Source organism: Stenotrophomonas maltophilia (assembly GCF_001274595.1).
Taxonomy (GTDB): domain Bacteria; phylum Pseudomonadota; class Gammaproteobacteria; order Xanthomonadales; family Xanthomonadaceae; genus Stenotrophomonas; species Stenotrophomonas forensis.
Genome location: NZ_CP011010.1, coordinates 2,777,943 through 2,798,355, shown reverse-complemented (window position 1 = coordinate 2,798,355; position 20,413 = coordinate 2,777,943). Strand labels below are relative to the sequence as shown.

Annotated in this window: 18 protein-coding genes; 11 read left to right on the top strand and 7 right to left on the bottom strand. The window is 68.0% G+C overall.

Annotation, left to right across the window (positions count from 1 at the left end; all coding sequences use genetic code 11):
* The first annotated feature begins 184 nt into the window (after positions 1-184).
* A complete protein-coding gene (locus VN11_RS12805; RefSeq protein ID WP_053450016.1) occupies positions 185-1,345 on the top strand; it encodes an amidohydrolase family protein in 1,161 nt (386 codons plus the stop codon).
* 44 nt (positions 1,346-1,389) lie between these two features.
* Here VN11_RS12805 and VN11_RS12800 read toward each other — a convergent pair whose 3' ends face one another.
* Together VN11_RS12800 and VN11_RS12795 are read right to left on the bottom strand one after the other, a co-directional pair.
* Positions 1,390-1,827: a DUF3806 domain-containing protein gene (locus tag VN11_RS12800; protein ID WP_053450015.1), complete on the bottom strand. Its 438-nt coding sequence runs from the start codon at positions 1,825-1,827 to the stop codon at positions 1,390-1,392.
* 132 nt (positions 1,828-1,959) lie between these two features.
* Positions 1,960-2,841 (bottom strand): LysR substrate-binding domain-containing protein, encoded by an 882-nt coding sequence (locus VN11_RS12795; RefSeq protein ID WP_053450014.1) that lies wholly within the window; start codon positions 2,839-2,841, stop codon positions 1,960-1,962.
* A gap of 122 nt (positions 2,842-2,963) precedes the next feature.
* On the opposite strand from VN11_RS12795, the gene VN11_RS12790 reads away from it, so the two are divergent.
* Together VN11_RS12790 and VN11_RS12785 are read left to right on the top strand one after the other, a co-directional pair.
* Positions 2,964-3,662 carry an ankyrin repeat domain-containing protein gene (locus tag VN11_RS12790; RefSeq protein WP_053450013.1) on the top strand — a complete coding sequence of 233 codons (699 nt, stop codon included), beginning with the start codon at positions 2,964-2,966 and terminating at the stop codon, positions 3,660-3,662.
* Between the two features lie 51 nt (positions 3,663-3,713).
* Entirely contained in the window at positions 3,714-5,171 is a 1,458-nt protein-coding gene (locus VN11_RS12785) for an amidohydrolase family protein (protein ID WP_053450012.1), read from the top strand.
* A 133-nt stretch (positions 5,172-5,304) separates the two neighbouring features.
* Here the strand turns inward: VN11_RS12785 and VN11_RS12780 are convergent, their stop codons facing one another.
* Positions 5,305-5,958: a response regulator gene (locus VN11_RS12780; protein WP_053450011.1), complete on the bottom strand. Its 654-nt coding sequence runs from the start codon at positions 5,956-5,958 to the stop codon at positions 5,305-5,307.
* Entirely contained in the window at positions 5,951-8,980 is a 3,030-nt protein-coding gene (locus VN11_RS12775; protein ID WP_053450010.1) for a sensor histidine kinase, read from the bottom strand. The genes VN11_RS12780 and VN11_RS12775 overlap by 8 nt, the downstream gene beginning before the upstream one ends.
* Positions 8,981-9,076: 96 nt before the next feature.
* On the opposite strand from VN11_RS12775, the gene VN11_RS12770 reads away from it, so the two are divergent.
* The 7 genes from VN11_RS12770 (at position 9,077) to VN11_RS12740 (ending at position 15,856) form a co-directional block, all read left to right on the top strand.
* A complete protein-coding gene (locus VN11_RS12770) occupies positions 9,077-9,409 on the top strand; it encodes a hypothetical protein (RefSeq protein WP_053450009.1) in 333 nt (110 codons plus the stop codon).
* Between the two features lie 77 nt (positions 9,410-9,486).
* Positions 9,487-9,903, top strand: coding sequence for a helix-turn-helix domain-containing protein (locus tag VN11_RS12765; RefSeq protein WP_238581802.1), 417 nt, complete (start codon positions 9,487-9,489; stop codon positions 9,901-9,903).
* Positions 9,900-10,556 (top strand): hydrolase, encoded by a 657-nt coding sequence (locus VN11_RS12760; RefSeq protein ID WP_053450007.1) that lies wholly within the window; start codon positions 9,900-9,902, stop codon positions 10,554-10,556. Before VN11_RS12765 ends, VN11_RS12760 begins: the two co-directional genes overlap by 4 nt.
* A gap of 2 nt (positions 10,557-10,558) precedes the next feature.
* On the top strand, positions 10,559-10,984 hold the full coding sequence (locus VN11_RS12755; protein WP_053450006.1) for a DoxX family protein: 426 nt from the start codon (positions 10,559-10,561) through the stop codon (positions 10,982-10,984).
* 119 nt (positions 10,985-11,103) lie between these two features.
* Positions 11,104-12,951: an amidohydrolase gene (locus VN11_RS12750; protein ID WP_187299815.1), complete on the top strand. Its 1,848-nt coding sequence runs from the start codon at positions 11,104-11,106 to the stop codon at positions 12,949-12,951.
* On the top strand, positions 12,930-14,213 hold the full coding sequence (locus tag VN11_RS12745; protein WP_053450004.1) for an alginate export family protein: 1,284 nt from the start codon (positions 12,930-12,932) through the stop codon (positions 14,211-14,213). The genes VN11_RS12750 and VN11_RS12745 overlap by 22 nt, the downstream gene beginning before the upstream one ends.
* Entirely contained in the window at positions 14,207-15,856 is a 1,650-nt protein-coding gene (locus VN11_RS12740; RefSeq protein WP_053450003.1) for an MFS transporter, read from the top strand. Before VN11_RS12745 ends, VN11_RS12740 begins: the two co-directional genes overlap by 7 nt.
* Positions 15,857-15,978: 122 nt before the next feature.
* Here VN11_RS12740 and VN11_RS12735 read toward each other — a convergent pair whose 3' ends face one another.
* Positions 15,979-16,803 carry an alpha/beta fold hydrolase gene (locus VN11_RS12735; protein WP_053450002.1) on the bottom strand — a complete coding sequence of 275 codons (825 nt, stop codon included), beginning with the start codon at positions 16,801-16,803 and terminating at the stop codon, positions 15,979-15,981.
* A gap of 186 nt (positions 16,804-16,989) precedes the next feature.
* Between VN11_RS12735 and VN11_RS12730 the strand changes: the two genes are divergently transcribed.
* Positions 16,990-17,376 carry a hypothetical protein gene (locus VN11_RS12730; RefSeq protein WP_053451328.1) on the top strand — a complete coding sequence of 129 codons (387 nt, stop codon included), beginning with the start codon at positions 16,990-16,992 and terminating at the stop codon, positions 17,374-17,376.
* 66 nt (positions 17,377-17,442) lie between these two features.
* On the opposite strand, the gene VN11_RS12725 is transcribed toward VN11_RS12730, so the two are convergent.
* Together VN11_RS12725 and VN11_RS12720 are read right to left on the bottom strand one after the other, a co-directional pair.
* Positions 17,443-18,156 (bottom strand): DUF2968 domain-containing protein, encoded by a 714-nt coding sequence (locus VN11_RS12725; RefSeq protein WP_040007538.1) that lies wholly within the window; start codon positions 18,154-18,156, stop codon positions 17,443-17,445.
* 99 nt (positions 18,157-18,255) lie between these two features.
* Complete coding sequence (locus tag VN11_RS12720; protein ID WP_053450001.1) at positions 18,256-20,409, bottom strand: TadG family pilus assembly protein; 2,154 nt, start codon at positions 20,407-20,409, stop codon at positions 18,256-18,258.
* Positions 20,410-20,413: the final 4 nt, after the last annotated feature.

Genomic DNA, 20,413 nt, shown 5'->3' with positions numbered 1-20,413 from the left:
CGGCATCACAGCGGAAACAGGTGCCTATGGTACCCGTTCAGGCGTGTGCACGGCGTGGCAGCGGCCGGCCGTCGTTGCGGCATTCATCGTTCTGATGAATGCATGGCATCCAGATATTTCGTTGGCCGATGGGGGTGCCGGGGGCGCAGGATGGCGCCATGACCTGGCTTTGCGGGAGTTTCCGATGACGCTTCAGTTCGTCCATGGCGGCGTGGATCGCGACGGTGCACCGTTGCATTTCCACATCCGCAACGGACGCATCAGCGGCCTGAACGCAGAAGGCACGCCGCGCGAAGGTGCGGAAAGCGTCGATCTGAGCGGCTTTGCCGTCCTGCCAGGCCTGGTGGACGGCCATATCCACCTGGACAAGAGCTTCGTGGGTGATCGCTGGCATCCGCACCAACCGGTGAACAGCCTGCGTGAGCGCCTGGCGGTGGAGAAGGCGGCGGTGGCGGGCGCGGCACCGATGGTCGACCGGGCCGAGGCGCTGATCCGCCAGTGCAGCGGCTTCGGCACGGTGGCGATGCGCTGCCACGTCGACATCGATGGCAGTACCGGGCTGCGCCATCTGGACGCGGTGCGCGAGGCGGCGCTGCGCTGTGCCGACATCGTGCGCATCCAGCTGGTGGCGTTCCCGCAGGCCGGGGTGATGTCCTGCCCAGGCACCGCCGTAGTGCTGGAGCAGGCCATTGCCGCGGGCGTGGAGGTACTGGGCGGCATCGACCCGACCACCCTCGACGGCGATGCCGAAGGGCAGCTGGCGCTGTTGTTCGGCCTGGCCGAGCGCTATGGCGTGCGGCTGGACATCCATCTGCACGAACCCGGCGAGACCGGGCTGGCACAGCTGCTGCGCATCGCTGCGCGGACCCGGGCGGCCGGATTGCAGGGCCGGGTGGCGGTCAGCCATGCCTATTCGTTGGGTGAAGTGCCGCTGGCGCGCGCGCTGCAGGTTGGCGAGGCGCTGGCCACGGCCGGCGTAGCCATCATGAGCAATGCACCGGGCGACCACCCGTTCCCGCCATTGCGTGCGCTACATGACGCCGGCGTGCGCGTGTTCGCCGGCAACGACAACATCCGCGACTGCTGGTGGCCGTACGGCAATGGCGACCTGCTGCAGCGGGCGATGCTGCTGGGCTACCGCTCCGGCTTCTACACCGATGCCGACCTGATGCTGGCGCTGGACATGGTCACCACCCATGCCGCTCAGGTGATCGGGCTGCCACAGTACGGCCTTGCGGAGGGCTTACCGGCCACCTTTGTCGCGGTGCGTGCCGACCATGGCCCGGCGGCGGTGGCTGCAGTGCCAGTGGAACGCCGCGTGGTGGTGGACGGCCGCTGGCTGTAGATCCACGCCATGCGTGGGTGATGCGATCGAATCCGGCGCGCGGCTCACACGTAATCGTCGGCGCGGGTCGCGACGAACTCCTCCAGCCACGCCAGCAGGTGGGCAATGTCGATCACCTCGCCCTGTTCGACGCGCTTGAGCAGCAGCGTACTGGCGCCGATCTGCAGGCTGCTGTCGGCATAGCGCAGCACCGCATCGATGCCCCAGGCGTCGGTGACCTGCATCCACGCCAGGCCTGGCACGCGCTGGGCCAGGGTGTCGCCGAACGCCACGCCAAGGGCCTCCCAGCCGTCGCCGTCGTCACGGTCGATCAGTTCGGCGTCGACCACACGCTGCAGCGTGCTGGCTGGCAGTGGCCATTGCACCGGCAGGCTGGGGAAACCGGCCGCCACGCGTGCAGCGATCAACGACCGCTGGTGTTGCAGATGGGTCTGCAGGGCCGCGGGCAGGGGATCGAAGCGGGCGGGAATTTCGTCGGACATGGCGAGGCGCCGCGGAGCACGGAAACAGCGGGCACTGTATCTGGCGATGTGACGCCCAGGCGCGGCAGGATTGTTCAGATATCGATGTCTGATGCGCGAAACGCATCCACACATGGCGCGGATCTACGCTGCTCAATCCGGTTCGCGCTGCACCTGCCGCCACAACTCGCTGGCCAGCGCGCGCACGGCGTCATCGGCATCGGCGCGATGCAGCAGGCCGATCTCGTAGTTGTCGATCACCGGCAGGTCGCGCTCACCATCGATGATGCGGTGTTCACGCATGACCGCGCGTCGGGGCAGCAGGCTGATGCCGATGCCATCGGCCACCGCGCCCTGGATGCCGCTGAGCGACGAGCTGGTGAAGGCGATGCGCCAGCGCAGGCCCAGCGCTTCCACGGCGTGGATCATCTCGTCGCGATACAGCCCGCGCGGCGGGAAGGTGACCAGCGGCAGCGGATCCAGCTGCAGGCAGCTGCTGCGCAGGCTGTCGATCCAATGCATCGGCTCACGCCGGCAGTGCACGGCCTGACGCGTGTTGCGACGCTGTTTGACCAGCACCAGGTCCAGCTCGCCATGGTCGAATCCGTGCGCCAGGTCGCGGCTCAGTCCGCTGCTGATCTCCAGCTTCACCTGCGGATGGCGACGGCTGAAGGCCGCCAGCATCCGCGTGGTCTGCGCGTTGACGAAGTCCTCCGGCACGCCGATGCGTACGGCGGTCTCCACCGTGGCGCCGGCCAGCGCCTGGGCCATTTCCTCGTTCAGGTCGAGCATGCGCCGCGCGTAGCCGAGCAGGGTGTGGCCGGCATCGGTGGGATGCACGTCGCGGTGGCCGCGTTCGAGCAGGCGGTGCCCGGCCAGTTCCTCCAGGCGGCGCACCTTCTGGCTGACCGTGGACTGGGTCGAATGCAGTCGCGTGGCGGCGGTGGTGAAACTGCCGCAGTCGGCCACCATCACCAGCGCCCGCAACAGGTCCAGTTCGAACAGGGTTCTATTCGATTTGGCACTGTCTGGCATTTGAACATTTCACTTCTGGATGCAAGTGGCGACTTCTACCATGCAGGAAAGGGGGGCGGCAAGCAGGGCGCTGCGGTTGTGCCGGCAGCGCCCGCAGGACCCGCCGAACAGGAGAAACGAAGATGCGTATCCATCGTTGCCGTCGCTGGCCCGCTCCGCTGGGGCGCCTGCTGCTGCTGTGCCTGCTGGCGATGGCCATTCCTGCCTGTTCGGCCACCGCGGGCTCGCCCGATGCGCGCCTGCGCGACGCGGCCGCCCGCGGCGACAGCGAGGCGGTGCGCGCGGCGCTGGAAGAGGGCGCCGATCTCGACGCTCGCGACGGCCAGGGCCGTACCGCGCTGCTGCTGGCCACGCATGGCAACAACGTGGATGCCGCGCGCGAGCTGATCGAGGCGGGTGCTGACGTCAATGCCAAGGATGCGTTGCAGGACAGTGCCTACCTGTACGCCGGTGCGCGTGGCCTGGACGAAATCCTGGCGATGACGCTGGCGCACGGCGCTGATCTGCACAGCACCAACCGCTATGGCGGTACCGCGCTGATTCCGGCCGCCGAGCGCGGCCACGTCGCCACCGTGCGCACGCTGCTGCGCGCGGGCGTTGCGGTGGATCATGTCAACCGCCTGCACTGGACCGCATTGCTGGAAGCGATCCTGCTGGGCGATGGAGGACCGCGTCATGTGCAGATCGTGCAGCTGCTGCTCGATGCCGGTGCCGATCCCGAGCGCGCCGACGGCGATGGCGTGACACCACTGGCCCATGCGCGGCAACGCGGCTACACCGACATCGAAGCACTGCTGCGCCAGTACGGCGCGGTGCGCTGAGGCCCGACCCCTTCCACCCGCACGCTGGGCGTGCCCATCAGGATGCTGTCCATGTTCCGTTTCCATTCGCTGTCTCTTGCCGTCCTTGTTGCGGTGGCGCCGCTGTCGGCCGCGGCCGCCGAGCGTGCCGACCTGCTGATCCGCAATGCCACCGTGGTGGATGTCGAACATGCCAACACGCTGCCTGGGCAGAGCGTGGTGATCCGCGGCGAGGACATCGTTGCCGTTGGTCCGGACGCGAAGCTGCGCAGCCAGTGGACGACCGCCCGCCAGATCGATGCCAAGGGCAAGTACCTGATCCCGGGCCTGTGGGACATGCACGTGCACTTCGGTGGCGGCCCGGCGCTGATCGAAGAGAACAAGGCGCTGCTGCCGCTGTACATCGCGCATGGCATCACCACCGTGCGTGACTGCTCCGGCGACCTGCCCGAGCAGGTGCTGCAGTGGCGTGGCGAGATCGCCAAGGGCACCCTTTTCGGGCCGCGCCTGCTCAGTTCGGGCGCGAAGATCGAAGGCATCAAGCCGGTCTGGAAGGGCACGATCGAAGTGGGCAGCGAGGCGGACGTCGATCGGGCGATCGCCCGCCTGCAGCACGACAAGGTCGATTTCGTGAAGATCACCGACAGCACGCTGAAGCCGGAGCTGTTCCTGTACTCGGCCAGTGCTGCACGCAAGGCCGGCTTCAAGGCTTCGGGCCATATCCCGATGGCGCTGACCGTGGAGCAGGCCGTCGATGCCGGGCTGGCTTCGATCGAGCACCTGGACTATGCGTTCAAGGCCGGCAGCAAGGACGAGGCGCAGATTGCAGCCGACTTCGCCGCCGGCCGCATCGACCGCGCGGAAGCCAACCGCCGGCTCGACGCCAGCTTCGACCGCGATACCGCGATGCACGCCTACCGCGATTTCGCCAGGCGCGGCGTGTTCGTGACGCCGACCCTCAACGGTGGCCGCATCCTCGACTTCCTCGACCAGGATGACCACGCCAACGACCCGTACCTGGCCTACATCGGCCCGGGCCTGCGCGCGACCTACCAGTGGCGCGTCGACCGTGCCGCCAAGGCCACGCCCGCGCAGATCGAAGCCCGCCACGCGCAGTACCACCAGGTGGCCGCAGTGCTGCCGCTGCTGCAGGAGGCGGGCGTGACGATCATCGCCGGCACCGATGCGGGCTTCCTCAACTCGTACAACTTCCCGGGCATTGCGCTGCACCAGGAACTGCAGCTGTTCGTGAAGGAGGGCCTGAGCGCACCGCAGGCGTTGTCGGCAGCGACCCGTTCCGGCCCGGCCTGGTTCGGCCAGATCGATCGCTACGGTGGCGTGGCCATCGGCAAGGCCGCCGACCTGGTGCTGCTGACCGCCAATCCGCTGCAGGACATCGCCGCTACCGAAAAGATCGACAGCGTGATCCTGCGTGGCAACGTGTATGACCGTGCGGCGCTGGACAGGATGCTGGCCGAGACCAGGGCGAAGGTCGCGGCCTGGAATGCCGAGACGGCCAAGGCCAACTGATGGCGGAGTTGGGCGCCTTCATTCCTGGAGAGTCGAGCCATGCTCGGCTCACTCTGTTCCGCTGTCCAAGTATTCGATCCGGTTGGGATTCATCCACGCATGGCGTGGATCTACTGATCGTGGGATCCGTGCGTCAATCGTGGCCGCTGTCGTCCAGGCTGATGATGCCGCGCCGCAGCGCCTGAGTGACCGCATGCGTGCGATCGCCGACGCCGAGCTTGTCCATCAGGCTCTTCATGTGCGCCTTCACCGTCTGCTCGGAAATCTGCATGCGTTCGCCGATGCGCTTGTTCGACAGGCCACCTGCGACGTGCCGCAGCACTTCGGTCTCGCGGGGTGACAGCCGGTCTTCCACCACGTGCGCGGCGATGCTGGCAGCCACCGCCGGTGGGATCGGTGCGCGCCGGCCACCGGCCACCATGCGGATGGTGTCGACCAGTTCATGGCGCAGCATGTCCTTCAGCAGATAGGCACTGGCACCGGCCTGCAATGCGCGCACCGCACGCACATCGCCTCGGTAGGTAGTCAGCACGATGATCCGTGCACGCGGGTCGAGCGCGCGGATCCGCACGATCGCTTCAACGCCATCCAGGCGTGGCATCTGCAGATCCATCAGCACCACGTCCGGGTGCAACCGCTGGTAGCACGCGATGGCCTCTTCGCCGTCGGCGGCTTCGCCAAGCAGCTGCAGATCGGCCTGCGCGCCCAGCAGCGCCGCCAGGCCGTCGCGCAGCAGGGGGTGGTCATCGACCACAAGGACGCGGATCGGGGCAGGGATTTCAGTCATGCTTCGGAGTGCTCCAGGGCCAGCGCCAACGCGATGGAAGTCGGTGATACAGGCGCCGCGCGGGGACCGCCAGCGCAATTTCGGTACCCAGTCCGGGGCGCGTCCACAGCTGCAGCTCGGCACCCAGACGCTGCGCCCGCTCGCGCATGCCCTGCAGGCCCCAGTGGCCGTGGCCGGCGTTCTCGTCGGCGATACCCACGCCATCATCGCGCACGTGCAGCAGGAAGCAACGCGTGCCGTAGGACAGCTCCACCTCGATGGCACTGGCGTCGGCGTGACGCAGCGCATTGCGGATCGCCTCGCGCCCGATCAGGAAGACCTCTTCAGCGGCGTCGGCCTGAAGCAGTGGCGCTGCCCCCTCCACGGTCAGGCGCAGCGGGTTGGTGCCCTTGCCGGCGTACTCGGCGTGCACGTCGGCCAGCGCCGACGCAAGGTCGCGATCGGCGAACGGGCCATCACGCAATGCGTTGACCCGCTCGCGGCCTTCGGCCAGGTTGCGCTCGGCCAGCTGCATCGCCGACTCCAGCTGGCTGCGCACCGGCGCCGGGGTCTGCGCGGACTGGCTGATCGCATGCAGGCGCAGGATCAGGCCCTGGCTGCCCTGCAGCAGGGTGTCATGCAGGTCGCGGGCGATGCGTTCGCGTTCACCGTGGCGCTCCTGCAGACGAGCACGGAACAATGCCGCCAGCTGGCCACTGCGGATGCGTACGGCCATCACCAGCAGTGCCAGTATCGCCGCTGCGCACAACAGCTTGAACCACACCGTCTGCATGAACGTAGGCGCGATGCGGAAGCTGCGGCTGGCCGGCATGGTGCTCCAGATGCCGTCTTCGTTGGCAGCTTCCACCTCGAAGCGGTAATTGCCCGGTTCCAGGTTGGTGTAGTACGCACGGGTACTGCTGCCGGCGTCCTGCCAGCCGTCGTCGACGCCGGACAGGCGATAGCGGTAGCGGTTGCGCTCCGGGCGTGCCAGCGACAGCGCCACGTAGTCGATCTGCAGCTGGCTGGTGCCCGCAGGCAGGCGCAGGCCGTCGTGCAGGGGCTGGTGTGCGCTGCCGTACAGCACCTCGCCGATGCGCACGCTGGGCGCCATCATGTTGACATGCGATCGCGTGGTATCCAGCCAGGCCAGGCCCTGGTTGGTGGCCAGCCACAGCAGTCCGTCATCGGCCAGCGCGGCGGTGGCGATCGGCCCGCTCTGCAGGGCAATGCCTGGCATGCCGTCCACCGCATCGAACAGGCGTGGCGTCACCTGCATGCCGGTGCGCAGGGCGCCGCGCAGCTGGCTGCTCTGCAGCCGTACCAGGCCCCGGCTGCCATTGAGCCACAGGTGCCCGCGTGCGTCGGCGACCATGCCGGTGATGCCTTCGAGCACACCGGCCATGTCAGTGCGGACGGGCACGAATGGGCCATTTCCCACGCGCGCGGCAAGGCCGGCTTCGCCGGCCACCAGCAGCAGATCCTGATGCTGCAGCAGCGCGGTCACCGGCCCCACGGCAAGCCCCTGGGTGGTATCGAAGGTGTCGATGCCCGTGCTGCGCATGCGGCGCAGCCGGCCGTCGGCATAGCCGAGCAGCAGCTGGCCCTCGTGGTCCAGTGCAAGCGTTGAACAGGCCAGCTCGGGCAAGCGCGTTTCGCGCCGCCATTGGCCATGCCGGTAATGCAGTACGCCGTGTTCGCCACTGCAGACCCAGGCCTGTTCGTCGTCGGCGAACAGCAGGGCATGCAGCGGTTGCCCGGTGAATGGTGCCGGCAGCGGAATCAGGGTGGTGTGGCCGGCCACCGTGCGTGCCAGGTTGACCCAGTCGAACTGCCAGACCGGTGTGGGCGCCTGGCGTGCGGCCGTCTGCAGCTGCGCGGCGTTGCCGTCCAGCAACGGCCGGCGCAGATCGTACAGTTTGAGGTCTTCGCCATAGCCATAGACGCGTCCATCGCTGGCCCGCACCAGTGAGCGGTAGGGGTCGCTGGGGCCGGCGGTGAGCGTATGCACGCTGCGTGCGCGGAAGCGGTTGAGGCCAAGATTGGTGCCGACCCAGAGGTTGCCCTCGCGATCGACGATGATCGGCACGGCCGAGGTGGCGGTCAGCCCGTGCGGTGAATCGAAGCGTTCCATGCGTACGGCATGATCGCCCTGGAAGGTGACCCGCGCCACACCGCCATGTGGGCTCATCGTGGCCCACAACGCACCATCGGCGGTGAACTGCAGGCGCGCGGCGACCAGATCCGGCAATCGCCGTGCTTCGCGCTCATGCTCGGCCATCAGGCCCTGCGCGTTGGCCAGCGGCGAGGTGCCGCGCACGCGGTCGGCCAGCCACACTTCGCCCTGCGGGCTTTCGGCCAGTGACGCCATCTGCGATACGGCGATGCCGGTGTCCCTGAACACGGCATCGCCTGATGCGCGCATCCAGACCTTCAGGTCGGCCAGGACCCAGAAGGTGCCGCGGCTGTCATGCAGCACCCATTGCACGCGATGCTCCGGCACGCCGCTCCCGCTCGGCAGCGGTTGCCAGCGCTGGCCGTCGAACCAGCGCAGGCCACCATTGATGGCTGCCCACAGCCGGCCGTCACGGGCCTGGCTGAAGTGTGGCACCACGCCGACCGGCACCCCCTGGCCGCGGCCGTAGTTGTGCAGCTGGCCGCGCGCGAGCTGGCTGATGCCGGCCTGGAAGTAGCCGATCCAGAGTGCGCCATCGCTGCCGTGCGCCAGCGTGACCATGTTGGAGGAGGGAAAGGCGCTGCCGACCGGTGCCGGCTGGCGTTCAAAGCGGCGGCCATCGAAGCGGTAGAGGCCCGAGCCGGTGGCCAGCCACAACAGGCCATCGCGGTCCTGGCTGATGTCCCAGATATCGCCGGGCGCGCCCTGGCCAACCCGCCAGGCGGTGTGCTCGTAGCCGGGCAGGCCGCTGCTCAGCAAAGGGCGCTGCACGGCGAACGCCTGCAGGGAGATCAACAGCAGCAGGCACGCCAGCAGCGCTGGCAGGCGGTGCTGGAACGGGAAGGGGCGGCCACGCATGGCGGGCATTCTGTCAGGTACGGGGCAGGCCAGGGTGACCCGAACGGGGTAGGCGCATGGCGCGCCGCTCGGCTATCACCCCGGCATGTTCCGTGGAGCCCGGCCATGCAGCGCCTGTTCGTGATGTTTCCCGACCGTGCACCGGGCCTTGGCCTGCTCTGGTTGCGGCTGTGGGTGGCCGCTGCGTTGTGCATGCCGGCGGCGCACGCCGGTGAGTGGTCGATACCCGGCCTGGTGGTGGCCGCGATGCTGGTGCTGGGCGCGCTGACCCCGCTGGCGGCGGTGCTGGCAACGCTGGGCCTGTACCTGCTGGCCCAGCCCTGGGCACTTGCGCCACTGCCGCTGGCGCTGCTGCTGCTTGGGCCGGGCGCCTATTCGCTGGATGCCCGGCTGTTCGGCCGTCGCCTGCTGGGGCGGCGGCCTCCCCCATTCGGGTAGGTGCCGGCTTCGTCCGACGGGGGTAGGGCTTCCGGCGCGTGGCACCGACCATGAGCCACCCCTCTGCGGCGTCCCCCATGGCCACCGTTTCCCTGCCTGCTTCGCCCGCCGCATCGCTGGCCCCGCACCAGACGGCGGCGTTGCAGCGCGCCCTGCGCTATGTCGATGACCACCTGTCACAGCCGCTGCGGGTGACCGAGCTGGCGGAGGCTGCCTGTGTCAGTCGCTTCCATCTGGTGCGCCTGTTCCGTAGCGGCACGGGCGCCAGCCCGCTGCGCTACGTGCGCCGCCGCCGCATCCAGCGCGCCTGCCAGCTGTTGCCGGGCGCGAAGCAGCCGATGTCATCCCTGGCGCAGCAGCTGGGCTTCTTCGACCAGAGCCATTTCGTCCGCAGCTTCCGCGCTGAGACCGGCTGCAACCCAGGCCAGTACCTGGCCGGCGATGCGGCCCTGTTGCTTCCCACAGAAAATGTTTCCAACGGAGTCCATCCATGAGCCTTGCCACCGCTGTTGCCGCCCCGTCCCTGCTGTCGCCCACCGATCACGCACTGGTGCTGATCGACTTCCAGTCGCAGATGGCATTTGCTACCCATACCATCGACATCTCGGCGCTGCGCAACAACGTGTCGCTGATCAGCAAGGGCGCCAAAGGATTCAACGTACCGGTGCTGCTGACCACGGTGGCCGAAACGTCGTTCTCCGGCCCGATGTTCCCGGAACTGCCGGAGATCTTCCCGGGCCAGCCGGTGTTCGACCGGACCTCGATGAATACCTGGGAAGATCAGGCGGTGATCGCGGAGATCAATCGCATCGGCAAGCGCCGCCTGGTTCTTGCCGGCCTGTGGACCAGCGTCTGCATCGTCGGTCCGGCGCTGTCAGCGCTGGCGCAGGGGTTCGAGGTGTACGTGATCACCGATGCCTGTGGCGATGTCAGCGAAGAGGCCCACGAGCGTGCGATCACCCGCATGGTGCAGGCCGGCGCGGTGCCGATGACCAGCGTGCAGTACCTGCTTGAACTGCAGCGCGACTGGGCACGTGGCGAGACCTACGAGCTGACCACCGGCATCGCCCGCGACCACGCCGGCGGCTATGGCATCGGCATCCAGTACGCCAAGCGCATGTTCGGCGCGCAGGAAGGCGGGCACTGAGCATGCTGGCCGGCCATGGCCTCGACCTGGCCCTGCTGATGCTGCGCGTGGCAGCCGGAGGCTTCCTGCTGCCGCACGCGCTGGGCAAGCTGTTCGGCTGGTTCGGAGGCCCCGGGCTGGCCGGTTTTGCCACTGAACTGCGCGGCTTCGGCCTGCCAGCGGTGGCACCGCTGCCGCTGTTGCTGGCCCTGCTGCAGGTGCTGTCCGGGCTGGCCGTGCTGCTGGGCTGGCAGACCCGCGTCGCCGCGCTTGCGGCGGCTGCCTTCATCGGCTTCACCGTACTGTTGGCCTTGCCCAGGGGCTGGTTCTGGATGCGCGGCGGTAGCGAGTACCCGTTGATGTGGACCACGGTACTGCTGGCCCTCGCGCTGGCCGGGCCCGGCGCCTGGGCACTGGACGGCCAGCGCCTTCCAGGAGACCTCGCATGAGTCACGATCCACTCGACCACGGCCGCCGCAACGTGGTGCTGGGCGGCAGCGCCGCGATGGCGCTGGGCCTGGCTGGCCGCGCCGGAGCTGCATTCGATTCCACTTCCAAGGAGCGTCGCATGAGCACGCTGGTCATCCGCAATGCCCGCATCACCACCCTCGACCCGCAGCAGCCACACGCACAGGCGCTGGCCGTGCAGGAGGGGCGCATCGTTGCCGTCGGCAGTGACGAGCAGATCATGCGCGACTGGGGCACCGAAGCGACCCTGATCGATGCGCAGGGCCGGCGCCTGTTGCCCGGCCTCAACGACAGCCACACGCACCTGATCCGCGGCGGCCTGAACTACAACCTGGAACTGCGCTGGGATGGCCTGCGTTCGCTGGCCGATGCGATGGCGATGCTGAAGGCACAGGTTGATCGCACCCCGGCGCCGCAATGGGTACGCGTGGTCGGTGGCTTCACTGCCGCGCAGTTCAACGAAAAGCGCCTGCCGACCCTACAGGAACTCAACGACATCGCGCCGGATACGCCGGTATTCCTGCTGCACCTGTACGACCGCGCGCTGCTCAACCGCGCTGCGCTTCGGGCCTGTGGCTACACGAAAGACACGCCGGACCCGCCGGGCGGGCAGATCGTGCGCGACTCGCTGGGCAACCCGACCGGACTGCTGCTGGCCAAGCCCAACGCGCTGATCCTGTATGCAACGCTGGCCAAGGGGCCCCGGCTGCCGATCGAGTACCAGGCCAATTCCACCCGCCACTTCATGCGTGAGCTGAACCGGCTGGGCATCACCTCGGTGATCGACGCCGGAGGCGGTTTCCAGAATTATCCGGAGGACTACCAGGTCATCGAGCAGCTGCACCGCGATGACCAGCTGACAGTGCGCATCGCCTACAACCTGTTCACCCAGAACAAGGGCAAGGAAGTGGATGACTTCCGCGGCTGGAGCGAGATCCTGCAGCCTCGCCAGGGCGATGACCTGCTGCGCCACAACGGGGCCGGCGAGATGCTGGTGTTCTCCGCTGCCGACTTCGAGCTGTTCAACGAGCCACGCCCGGAGTTGCCGGCGGAGCTGGAACCGGAACTGCACGATGTGGTGAAGCTGCTGGTCGAGAAGCGTTGGCCGTTCCGCATCCACGCCACCTACGACGAGAGCATCACCCGCATCCTGGACGTGTACGAGCAGGTCAACCGCGAGGTGCCGTTCGATGGCCTGCACTGGTTCATCGACCATGCCGAGACCATCACTCCGCGCAACATCGAACGCATCCGCGCGCTCGGCGGCGGCATCGCCGTGCAGCACCGCATGGCCTACCAGGGCGAGGCATTCGTCGAGCGCTACGGTGTGCAGGCGGCGCGGCATACGCCGCCGGTGAAGCGGATGCTGGCCGAAGGCGTGCCGGTGGGTGCCGGAACCGATGCCACCCGTGTGGCCAGCTACAACCCGTGGGTGGCGTTGTCCTGGCTGGTGACCGGGCGCACCGTGGGCGGCCTGGCCCTGTACGGCGATGAGAACCTGTTGGAGCGCGAACAGGCGCTGCGCCTGTGGACCCAGGGCAGCGCGTGGTTCTCGGGCGACGAAGCGGTGAAGGGCACGCTTAAGGCTGGCCAGCTGGCCGACTTCATCCTGCTGTCGGCTGATTTCTTCCGCGTCGATGACGCGCAGATCGCCGACATCACCAGCGTGTTGACCGTGGTCGGTGGCCGCATCGTGCACGCCGACGGTGACTACGCCGGCCTGGCCCCGCAGCTGCCGCCGGCGATGCCCAACTGGTCGCCAGTGAACAGGTTTGGCGGCTACCACGTGGGTGGAGCCGCGACCGGCCTGGCCGCTGCCCACCGCCATCACCACGGTGTGGCCTGCAGTACGCATGGCGCCCATGGTCATGCCGCCCGGCACGTGGCGCCGACCGATGACCTGACCGCGTTCTGGGGCGCGATGGGATGCTCGTGCTTCGCGTTCTGAGCCTGGCGCTGCTGGCCATGCCGGCGCTGGCGCTGGCCTGCGACGGTGGCCACTGCAGCGATGCAGGCGACGGCCAACTGCAATGGGATGCGTCGCTACGCGTGCGTGGCCTGTACTACGATCCGACCCGCTTCGGCATCGGAGGCGCAGAGGATGGCTACGGCCTGCTGCGTGCGCTGGCCTCGGCCACCTATGTGGAAGACACCTGGCAGGCGAAGCTGCAGCTGGGTGTGCACGCCGAGAGTGGCAAGGCCGGCGGCCCCGGCCGTACCGATCGCAGCGCGTTGGACGTGCAGCAGGCGTACTGGCGCTGGCAGCGCGGTGTCTTTCATTTGCAGCTGGGCCGGCAGGAGGCCGGCTACGGCAGCTCGCGGCTGTTGTCGGTACGCGATGGGCCGAACATCCGCCTGGCCTTCGACGGCGCACGTGCAGGCTGGAAAGGCCGCCTCGGCATGCTGGACCTGATGGTGTTGCGGCCGGTGGAGAATCGAGCCGGTGCCTTCGATGATCGGGGCGAACACGGTGCCCACCTGTGGGGTGCGTACGCCACGACGGCGCGCGGTCAGGCGTCGGGCCAGTGGGATCTGTACCTGCTGGACTACCGCCGCGACGGCGCGCACTTCGCCGCAGGCAGCGGTACCGAACGTCGGCAGACACTCGGCGCGCGCTGGTTCGGCCAGGCCGGTGCACTGGACTGGAACAACGAACTGGTGGTGCAGGGCGGTGAACTGGGTGCCGCCACGGGTGACCTCGACATCCGCGCCTGGACGTTGGCCACCGATACGGGTTGGCGCTGGCCGGACCTGCCGCTGCAGCCACGGCTGGGCCTGAAGGCCGACATCGCCAGCGGCGACGGCAATCTGCGCGATGGCCGGCTGGGAACGTTCAATGCCTTGTTCCCGAAGTCGGCCTACTTCAGCGAGGCCAGCCTGCTGGCGCCGGCCAACCTGATGGATATCCAGCCTACGCTGAGCCTGCGCCTGCACGACGCGGTGACGACGGAGCTGGGCGTACAGATGGCCTGGAAGCATCGGCGCACCGATGCGGTCTACACCACGCCGGCACCGCTGCTGGCGCTGCCAGGCACTGCCGGTGGCGCACGCCGCATCGGCAACCAGTACAAATCCGAAACCCGCTGGCAGGCCAGCGAACACTGGCAATGGCAGCTGCAGCTGGCCTGGGTCGATGCCGGTCCTGCACTGAAGCAGGCCGGAGGCCAGGACACGCTGTTCGCCTCGATCATTGGAGCATGGCAATGGTGAACGCAACCGCGTCGCAACCTTCCGTACCGGCCGCAGGGGCCTGGTCGCCGTTGAAGATCCGGATGTTCCGTTCGATCTGGCTGGCGATCCTGGCCAGCAACATCGGCACCTGGGTCAATGATGTGGCCGCCGCCTGGGTGATGGCCGAGCGCACCGGCTCACCGTTGATGGTGGCGCTGGTGCAGTCGGCGACCACGGTGCCGATCGTGCTGCTGGCACTGGCCGCCGGCACCCTGGCCGACATCGTCGACCGGCGCAGGTACCTGCTGGCCACCCAGGGCTGGATGCTGCTGGTGGCTGCTGTGATGGCGGCGCTGACCGCCATGGACATGCTGACCCCGCAGCTGCTGGTGCTACTGACCTTCTGCATGGGGTGTGGCGCGGCGATGGCGATGCCGGCGCAGGCCGCGATCGTGTCCGAGCTGGTGCCGCAGCCGATGCTGGCTTCGGCGGTGGCGCTGAACTCGATCGGCATCAACATTGCGCGTTCGATCGGCCCGGCCATCGGCGGCGTGATCGTGGCCCAGCTCGGTGCGGTCTGGGCCTTCGGTTTCAACGCCATCACCTTCGCCGCGATGCTGTTCGTGGTGTGGGGCTGGAAGCGCGACCCGAAGCAGTCCAGCCTGCCGCCGGAAGGCTTCGGTGCCGGCCTGAAGGCAGGCCTGCGCTATGCCAGCCGCGCCGGGCGGCTGCAGGCAGTGCTGATCAAGTCGGTCGGCTTCTTCTTCTTCGCCGCGGCGATGAACGCGTTGCTGCCGGTGGTGGTGCGCGGGCAGATGCAGGGTGGGGCAGGGCAGTACGGCATGCTGCTGGGCTGCATTGGCATCGGTGCGGTCGGCGGCGCGCTGCTGCTGCCGAAGCTGCGCGCACAGATGGACCGCGACCTGCTGGTGCTGCTGGCCACGCTGTCGCTGGCGTTGAGCCTGGTCGGGCTGGCGCTGACCCGCAGCTGGTACGTGCTTCCCGTGGTGATGCTGGTCAATGGCTTTGCCTGGATCACCGTGCTCTCTTCGCTGCAGATCGCCGCGCAGACAGCGGTACCGGCGTGGGTACGTGCGCGCGCGCTGGCGCTGTACATCATGGTGTTCTCTGCCGGCATGGCCGCTGGCGGCCTGAGCTGGGGCGCGCTGGCGCAGCGCACCTCGCCCGAGCTGGCCCTGCTGGTGGCTGCCGCCGGTGCGGTGATCGGCGGGCTGCTGGTCTGGCGCGTGCGCATCGCCGGTACTGAAGACCTGAACCTGCGTCCGGCCGGGCACTGGCCGGCACCGGAACTCTCAGTACCGGTATCCAATGATCGCGGCCCGGTGCTGGTGACCATTGAATACCGCATCGACGAAGCCGATCGCAGCGCGTTCCAGGCGCAGATGCGCGCGTTGGGCACGATCCGTCGCCGTGATGGCGCCGTGGTCTGGGGCGTGGTTGAGGATGTGGCAACGCCGGGCATCCACCTGGAGTATTTCGTGACCCCGTCGTGGCTGGAGCATCTGCGCCAGCACGAACGCATCACCGCCGATGACAAGGCGATCCAGGAGGTGCTGCGCGAACTGCATCGCGGCGAACGGGCACCAGTGGTACGTCACTTCGTGGGCGGCCATGACCCGCTGCCCAAGGCCGGCGTTCCGCACCACCACAGTGACATCTGACCTGCTCTGGTAGAGCCGGCCGCTGGCCGGCTGCATGTGCTTTGGATCAGGATGGAAAAGTTGCCGGCCAGCGGCCGGCACTACCGCAGAAGCGGCGGCGCTTCAGGCGCCGCCGCAGTCCATCACTTGCGTGCGAACGCCAGCAGGTCGGCGTTGAACGCGTCGGCGTGGGTGACCGTCAGGCCGTGCGGGGCCCCGGCATACACCTTCAGTTCGGCGTCGCTGATGATCTGCGAGGACAGCTTGGCCGAAGCATCGAACGGTACGATCTGGTCATCATCGCCATGCACGACCAGCGCAGGCACGTCGATCTTCTTCAGGTCACCGGTGTAGTCCACTTCCGAGAATTCGTGGATGCAGTCGTACTGGCCCTTGACGCCGCCGAGCATGCCCTGCAGCCAGAACGAATCACGCATGCCCTGGGTGACGCTGTTGCCATCGCGGTTGGCGCCGAAGAACGGCGTGGCCAGATCCTTGAAGAACTGCGAGCGGTCGCCGCCGGTGCCCTTGCGGATGCCGTCGAACACCTCAAGCGGAGTGCCGGCCGGGTTGCCGGCGGTCTTCAGCATCAACGGCGGCACGGCGCCGACCAGCACCACCTTGGCGACGCGCTTGCTGCCGTGGCGGCCGATGTAGTGGGCCACTTCGCCGCCGCCGGTGGAATGGCCGACCAGGATCGCGTCCTTCAGGTCCAGCGCGTCGATCACCGCGGCCAGGTCGTCGGCGTAGGTATCCATGTTGTTGCCGTCCCAGGTCTGGCTGGAGCGGCCGTGGCTGCGGCGGTCGTGCGCAATCACGCGATAGCCGTTCTGCCCCATGAACAGCATCTGCGGGTCCCAGGCATCGGAGGACAGCGGCCAGCCGTGGGCGAACACGATCGGCTGTCCGCTGCCCCAGTCCTTGTAGAAGATGCGGGCGCCATCGGCGACGGTGACGTAGTTGCTCATTGCAGGTTCCTTGGCGGAAGGGAGGGAAGGCATCGGCAGGCCTGCCGGTGCCTCCGGCAGTACAGCGCAATGGCTATCGGATGCCTTGCACGCCTGTGCTGGATTGCCGGGGCTGTGACGTGTATCGCTCTGGCGGCGGACCGGGGGTCGGCTGACGATGGCAGCGGACCTGTCGCGGAGCCCGCAATGCCCAGACTTCCATGCTGCCTGTTGGTGTGCCTGCTGCTGTCGACCGCAGTAGGCGCGCAGACCCACGTCTACAAGTGCGTGGACGGCGCTTACCCGGTCTACCAGCAGACGCCGTGCCAAGGGCGCGCGGAATGGCGCTGGGACGTTCCGGCGGAACAGTCCTTGTCGCGTGGCCCGGTGCCTGCCACGTCCACTGCAGCGCCGGCCCGGCGGCGGGCGTCACGCCCCGGGCGCGCGCGGGCTGCGCTGATCCCGATCAGCGCCGATCCCGCCGCCTGTGAGCGTGCGCGGCAGCAACGCGGGAAGGCGTTGGCCAGGGCCAGGCGCCTGGACTTCGTACAGCGCCGACAGCTGGATGACGCGGTGCACGACGCGTGTCGCTGATTTTGGTGCTGAAAACGACAACGGCGCCCATGGGCGCCGTTGTGCGGAGACGCTGGAAGCGCGGGCTCAGCGACCGTCGCTGGCCGCCGCCGGTGCCGGCGAGGGCACGCTGTCCGGCTTGGGCAGGCTCAGCTCCGGGTTGCCCTGTTCGGCCTGCAGGATCTGGATACGGCGCTGCAGCGCGTCCAGCTGGCTGTTGGTGCTCTGCACATCGGTACTCAGGCTGACGGCCTGCTGCTGGGCCTGCTGCAGGGCCGCGCTGACCTGGGCCGACTGCGCCTGCTGCTGTTCCATTTCCTGCTGCAGCGTGCGCAGGCGCTCCTCGTTATAGGCCACCAGGCGCTCGGTGTAGCGCTTGCCGGCTTCCAGCCGGGTGGTGTCGATATAGACCTGCGCCAGCTGTTCGGACTGCTGCGCAAATGTGCGGTACACGCGCTCTGCGTTGTCCACGGCATCGGTCTTGATCACCCGCCAGAAGTTCTTTTCCTGGAACAGGGCGACGTAATACGTCAGGGTGTTGGCGTTGAACAGCAGGCTGGCACCGTAGTTGCCGTTGTAGGTGGTACGCAGCTCGGTCAGCTGGCGCGAATCCATCAGCTGCTTGAGTTCGTCCACGGTGTTGCGCACTACCGGTGCGGTGCGCGCGGCCGGCTCTGCGGCTGCTTCGCGGTCGCCACGGGCAGCCATCGCCGCCGGTGCCACCAGCATCATGGCCACGGCCAGCATTGCCGCGCCGCGCGCCTGACGGGCGAAGACCGCGCCCCCTGAAGTTTCTCGCATGTCTAGACCATCCACGGATGAGTGTGGGTTGAGATGAAGGTGGTTCCCCGCCGGGAGTCTAGCATGGGCGCGGGCGCCGCCAAGGGCGCCCGTCACGGGTCAATAGACCAGCTGCACGGCGCTGCACTGGATCGATTGCACGTTGACATCGGTCCGCCCCAGTTCCAGCCCCAGCACGCTGGCCAGCAGGTTGGTCAGCAGGGTGCCGACGCTGTTGAGGACCGGGCGCAGCGCGGCCAGGATCGGCTTCAGCAGCGTGCACAGCAGGCCGCTGCAGCTGACGCTGCCATCGGGGTTGCTGACGCCGGTTCCACCGGCACCATCGAGGAAGCCGGCCGGCGCGGTCTGGATGTACGAGGCGAGGTTGTTGCGCACGCAGCCGTTGTAGTCGATCAGGTTGCCGAGCAGGCTATCGCAGCGGTTGATCAGCAGGCCGCCGACCAGTGAGCCGAGCAGCCCGTCGAGCACGCCCAGGCCCTGGCCGGTGACGGTGACCTTGAACGCATCCCAGACCGGCCCGTCCTTGTGGCAGGTGACCAGGTTCAGCAGGCCGCAGGCGTAGGGCAGGCCGCCGGGCACATTCCAGCTGTTCAGCGGCGCCAGCTGCCGGCTGGGGTCGCCATCGCGCAGCAGCGGAATCAGCTTGTTGACGTCATAGCGCGTGTTGGGCGGGAACGTGGCCTGCAGGTAGCGGTCGGCCAGCGCCTTGGCGGTGTCGTTCGCGCTCATGCCCTGCTTGGGTGAGCTGAGCATGCCAGACAGGACCCGCAGCAACTCGTTGACCAGATCGGAAACGGCATTGCCCAGTGCCAGCGGATTGATCTGGGTGGAGCCGCTTTCGCCGGCAGCCAGGGTCAGGTTCTGCGAACTGGTCAACGCGGGCAGGGTGATCTTGTCGTTGATCAAGGGCTGGCCCAGCAGTGTCAGCAGCTGTTCCTTCTGCAGGGTGTTGTCACAGACATTGTTCTTGGAGAACCGCTGTGCGGGATCGACGTTGCCGACGCAGGCGCGCAGCACCGAGGAATCGACCTGAATGGTGGCCTGGGGCGAGGTGCCGCCGCATTGGATGCCGGTCAGCGTTCCCATTGCGTTGGCGACATCGACGTGTACGGGCAGATGCAGGCGCGTACCCAGCAGCTGCAGCAGTGGGCCGAGCGCAAACAGGTTGTTGCTGTCGACATCGGCCATCAGCCGGACCTGCGCGTTGTAGGCGCGCGACCCGACGCCACCGATGGCGATCGACGGCGGTTCGACCACCCCGGCCTGCACGTTGATGCCCAGCAGGTTCAGGCCGCCGATCGCGATGCCATTGCCCTCATTGGCGATGGAAATGGCGGTGCTGATCAGGTTGAGGACGCTGATCTTCGATTCCAGCGCGCTGCCGGCGGTACCGTCCGGAGAAATGACTTCGGCGAACAGGCCACCGCCGCCGGATTCGCTGCCCAGCGCGATGTTGAGCTTGGTGATGTCCAGCCGGGTGGCGACCAGGTCCGACAGGGCACGCAGCTGCACGCCGACGGTGGTATCGCGGCCGACCACCGTGGCGGTGGCGTCGACCAGCTGCGCCAGCGAGATCTTGTTGACTGCCAGCAGGCGGTTGAAGTCGGCCACGCTGAGGTTGGCGCTGACTGGAATGTTGAGCGCCTTCAGCAGGCCGGAGGGTGTGACGTTGGCCTGCGCCAGGCCGTCATAGGAAAGCACGGTGGCGTTGGTGACATCCAGGCCGATCAGGCGCAGGGTCGACATCAGCAGCGAATCGCCGCGGGTCCGCAGCAGCTGCGAGCCGACGGCGAACACCGCAGTGGGCTCGGAGCGGCGCGCCACCGCCTGCACGCTGACGGTCGGCAAGCTGGTGTTCTGCCCGAAGAAGGGCAGCACGCTGCGCTGCGCGATGACCTGCACGGCATTGCGTGGATTGGCGGCATCCACAGTCCCCTGGAAACGATTGGTCGTGCCGCGTGTCGCGCTCCAGTTCCCGCACCTGATCTGCAGGCTGCCGGCAAACCGGTTCTGGGTCAGCGCGCTCTGCCGCGCCGCGCTGTTGTCACTGTTGTCCGACGTGCACAGTTCCAGGCGCTGGGCGCCGGCCAGCGCCGCCAGGTCGGCGACCTTCTGCGCATCACGCTTGGCCCAGAACAGGTAGCCGATCTCGACCAGCCCGAGCATGGCCAGCAGCACCAGCATGACCAGCATCATGGTGACCGACATGCCGCCGCGGGGGCGGTTGAAGCTGAACTGGCGTGGGCGTTTCATGGCC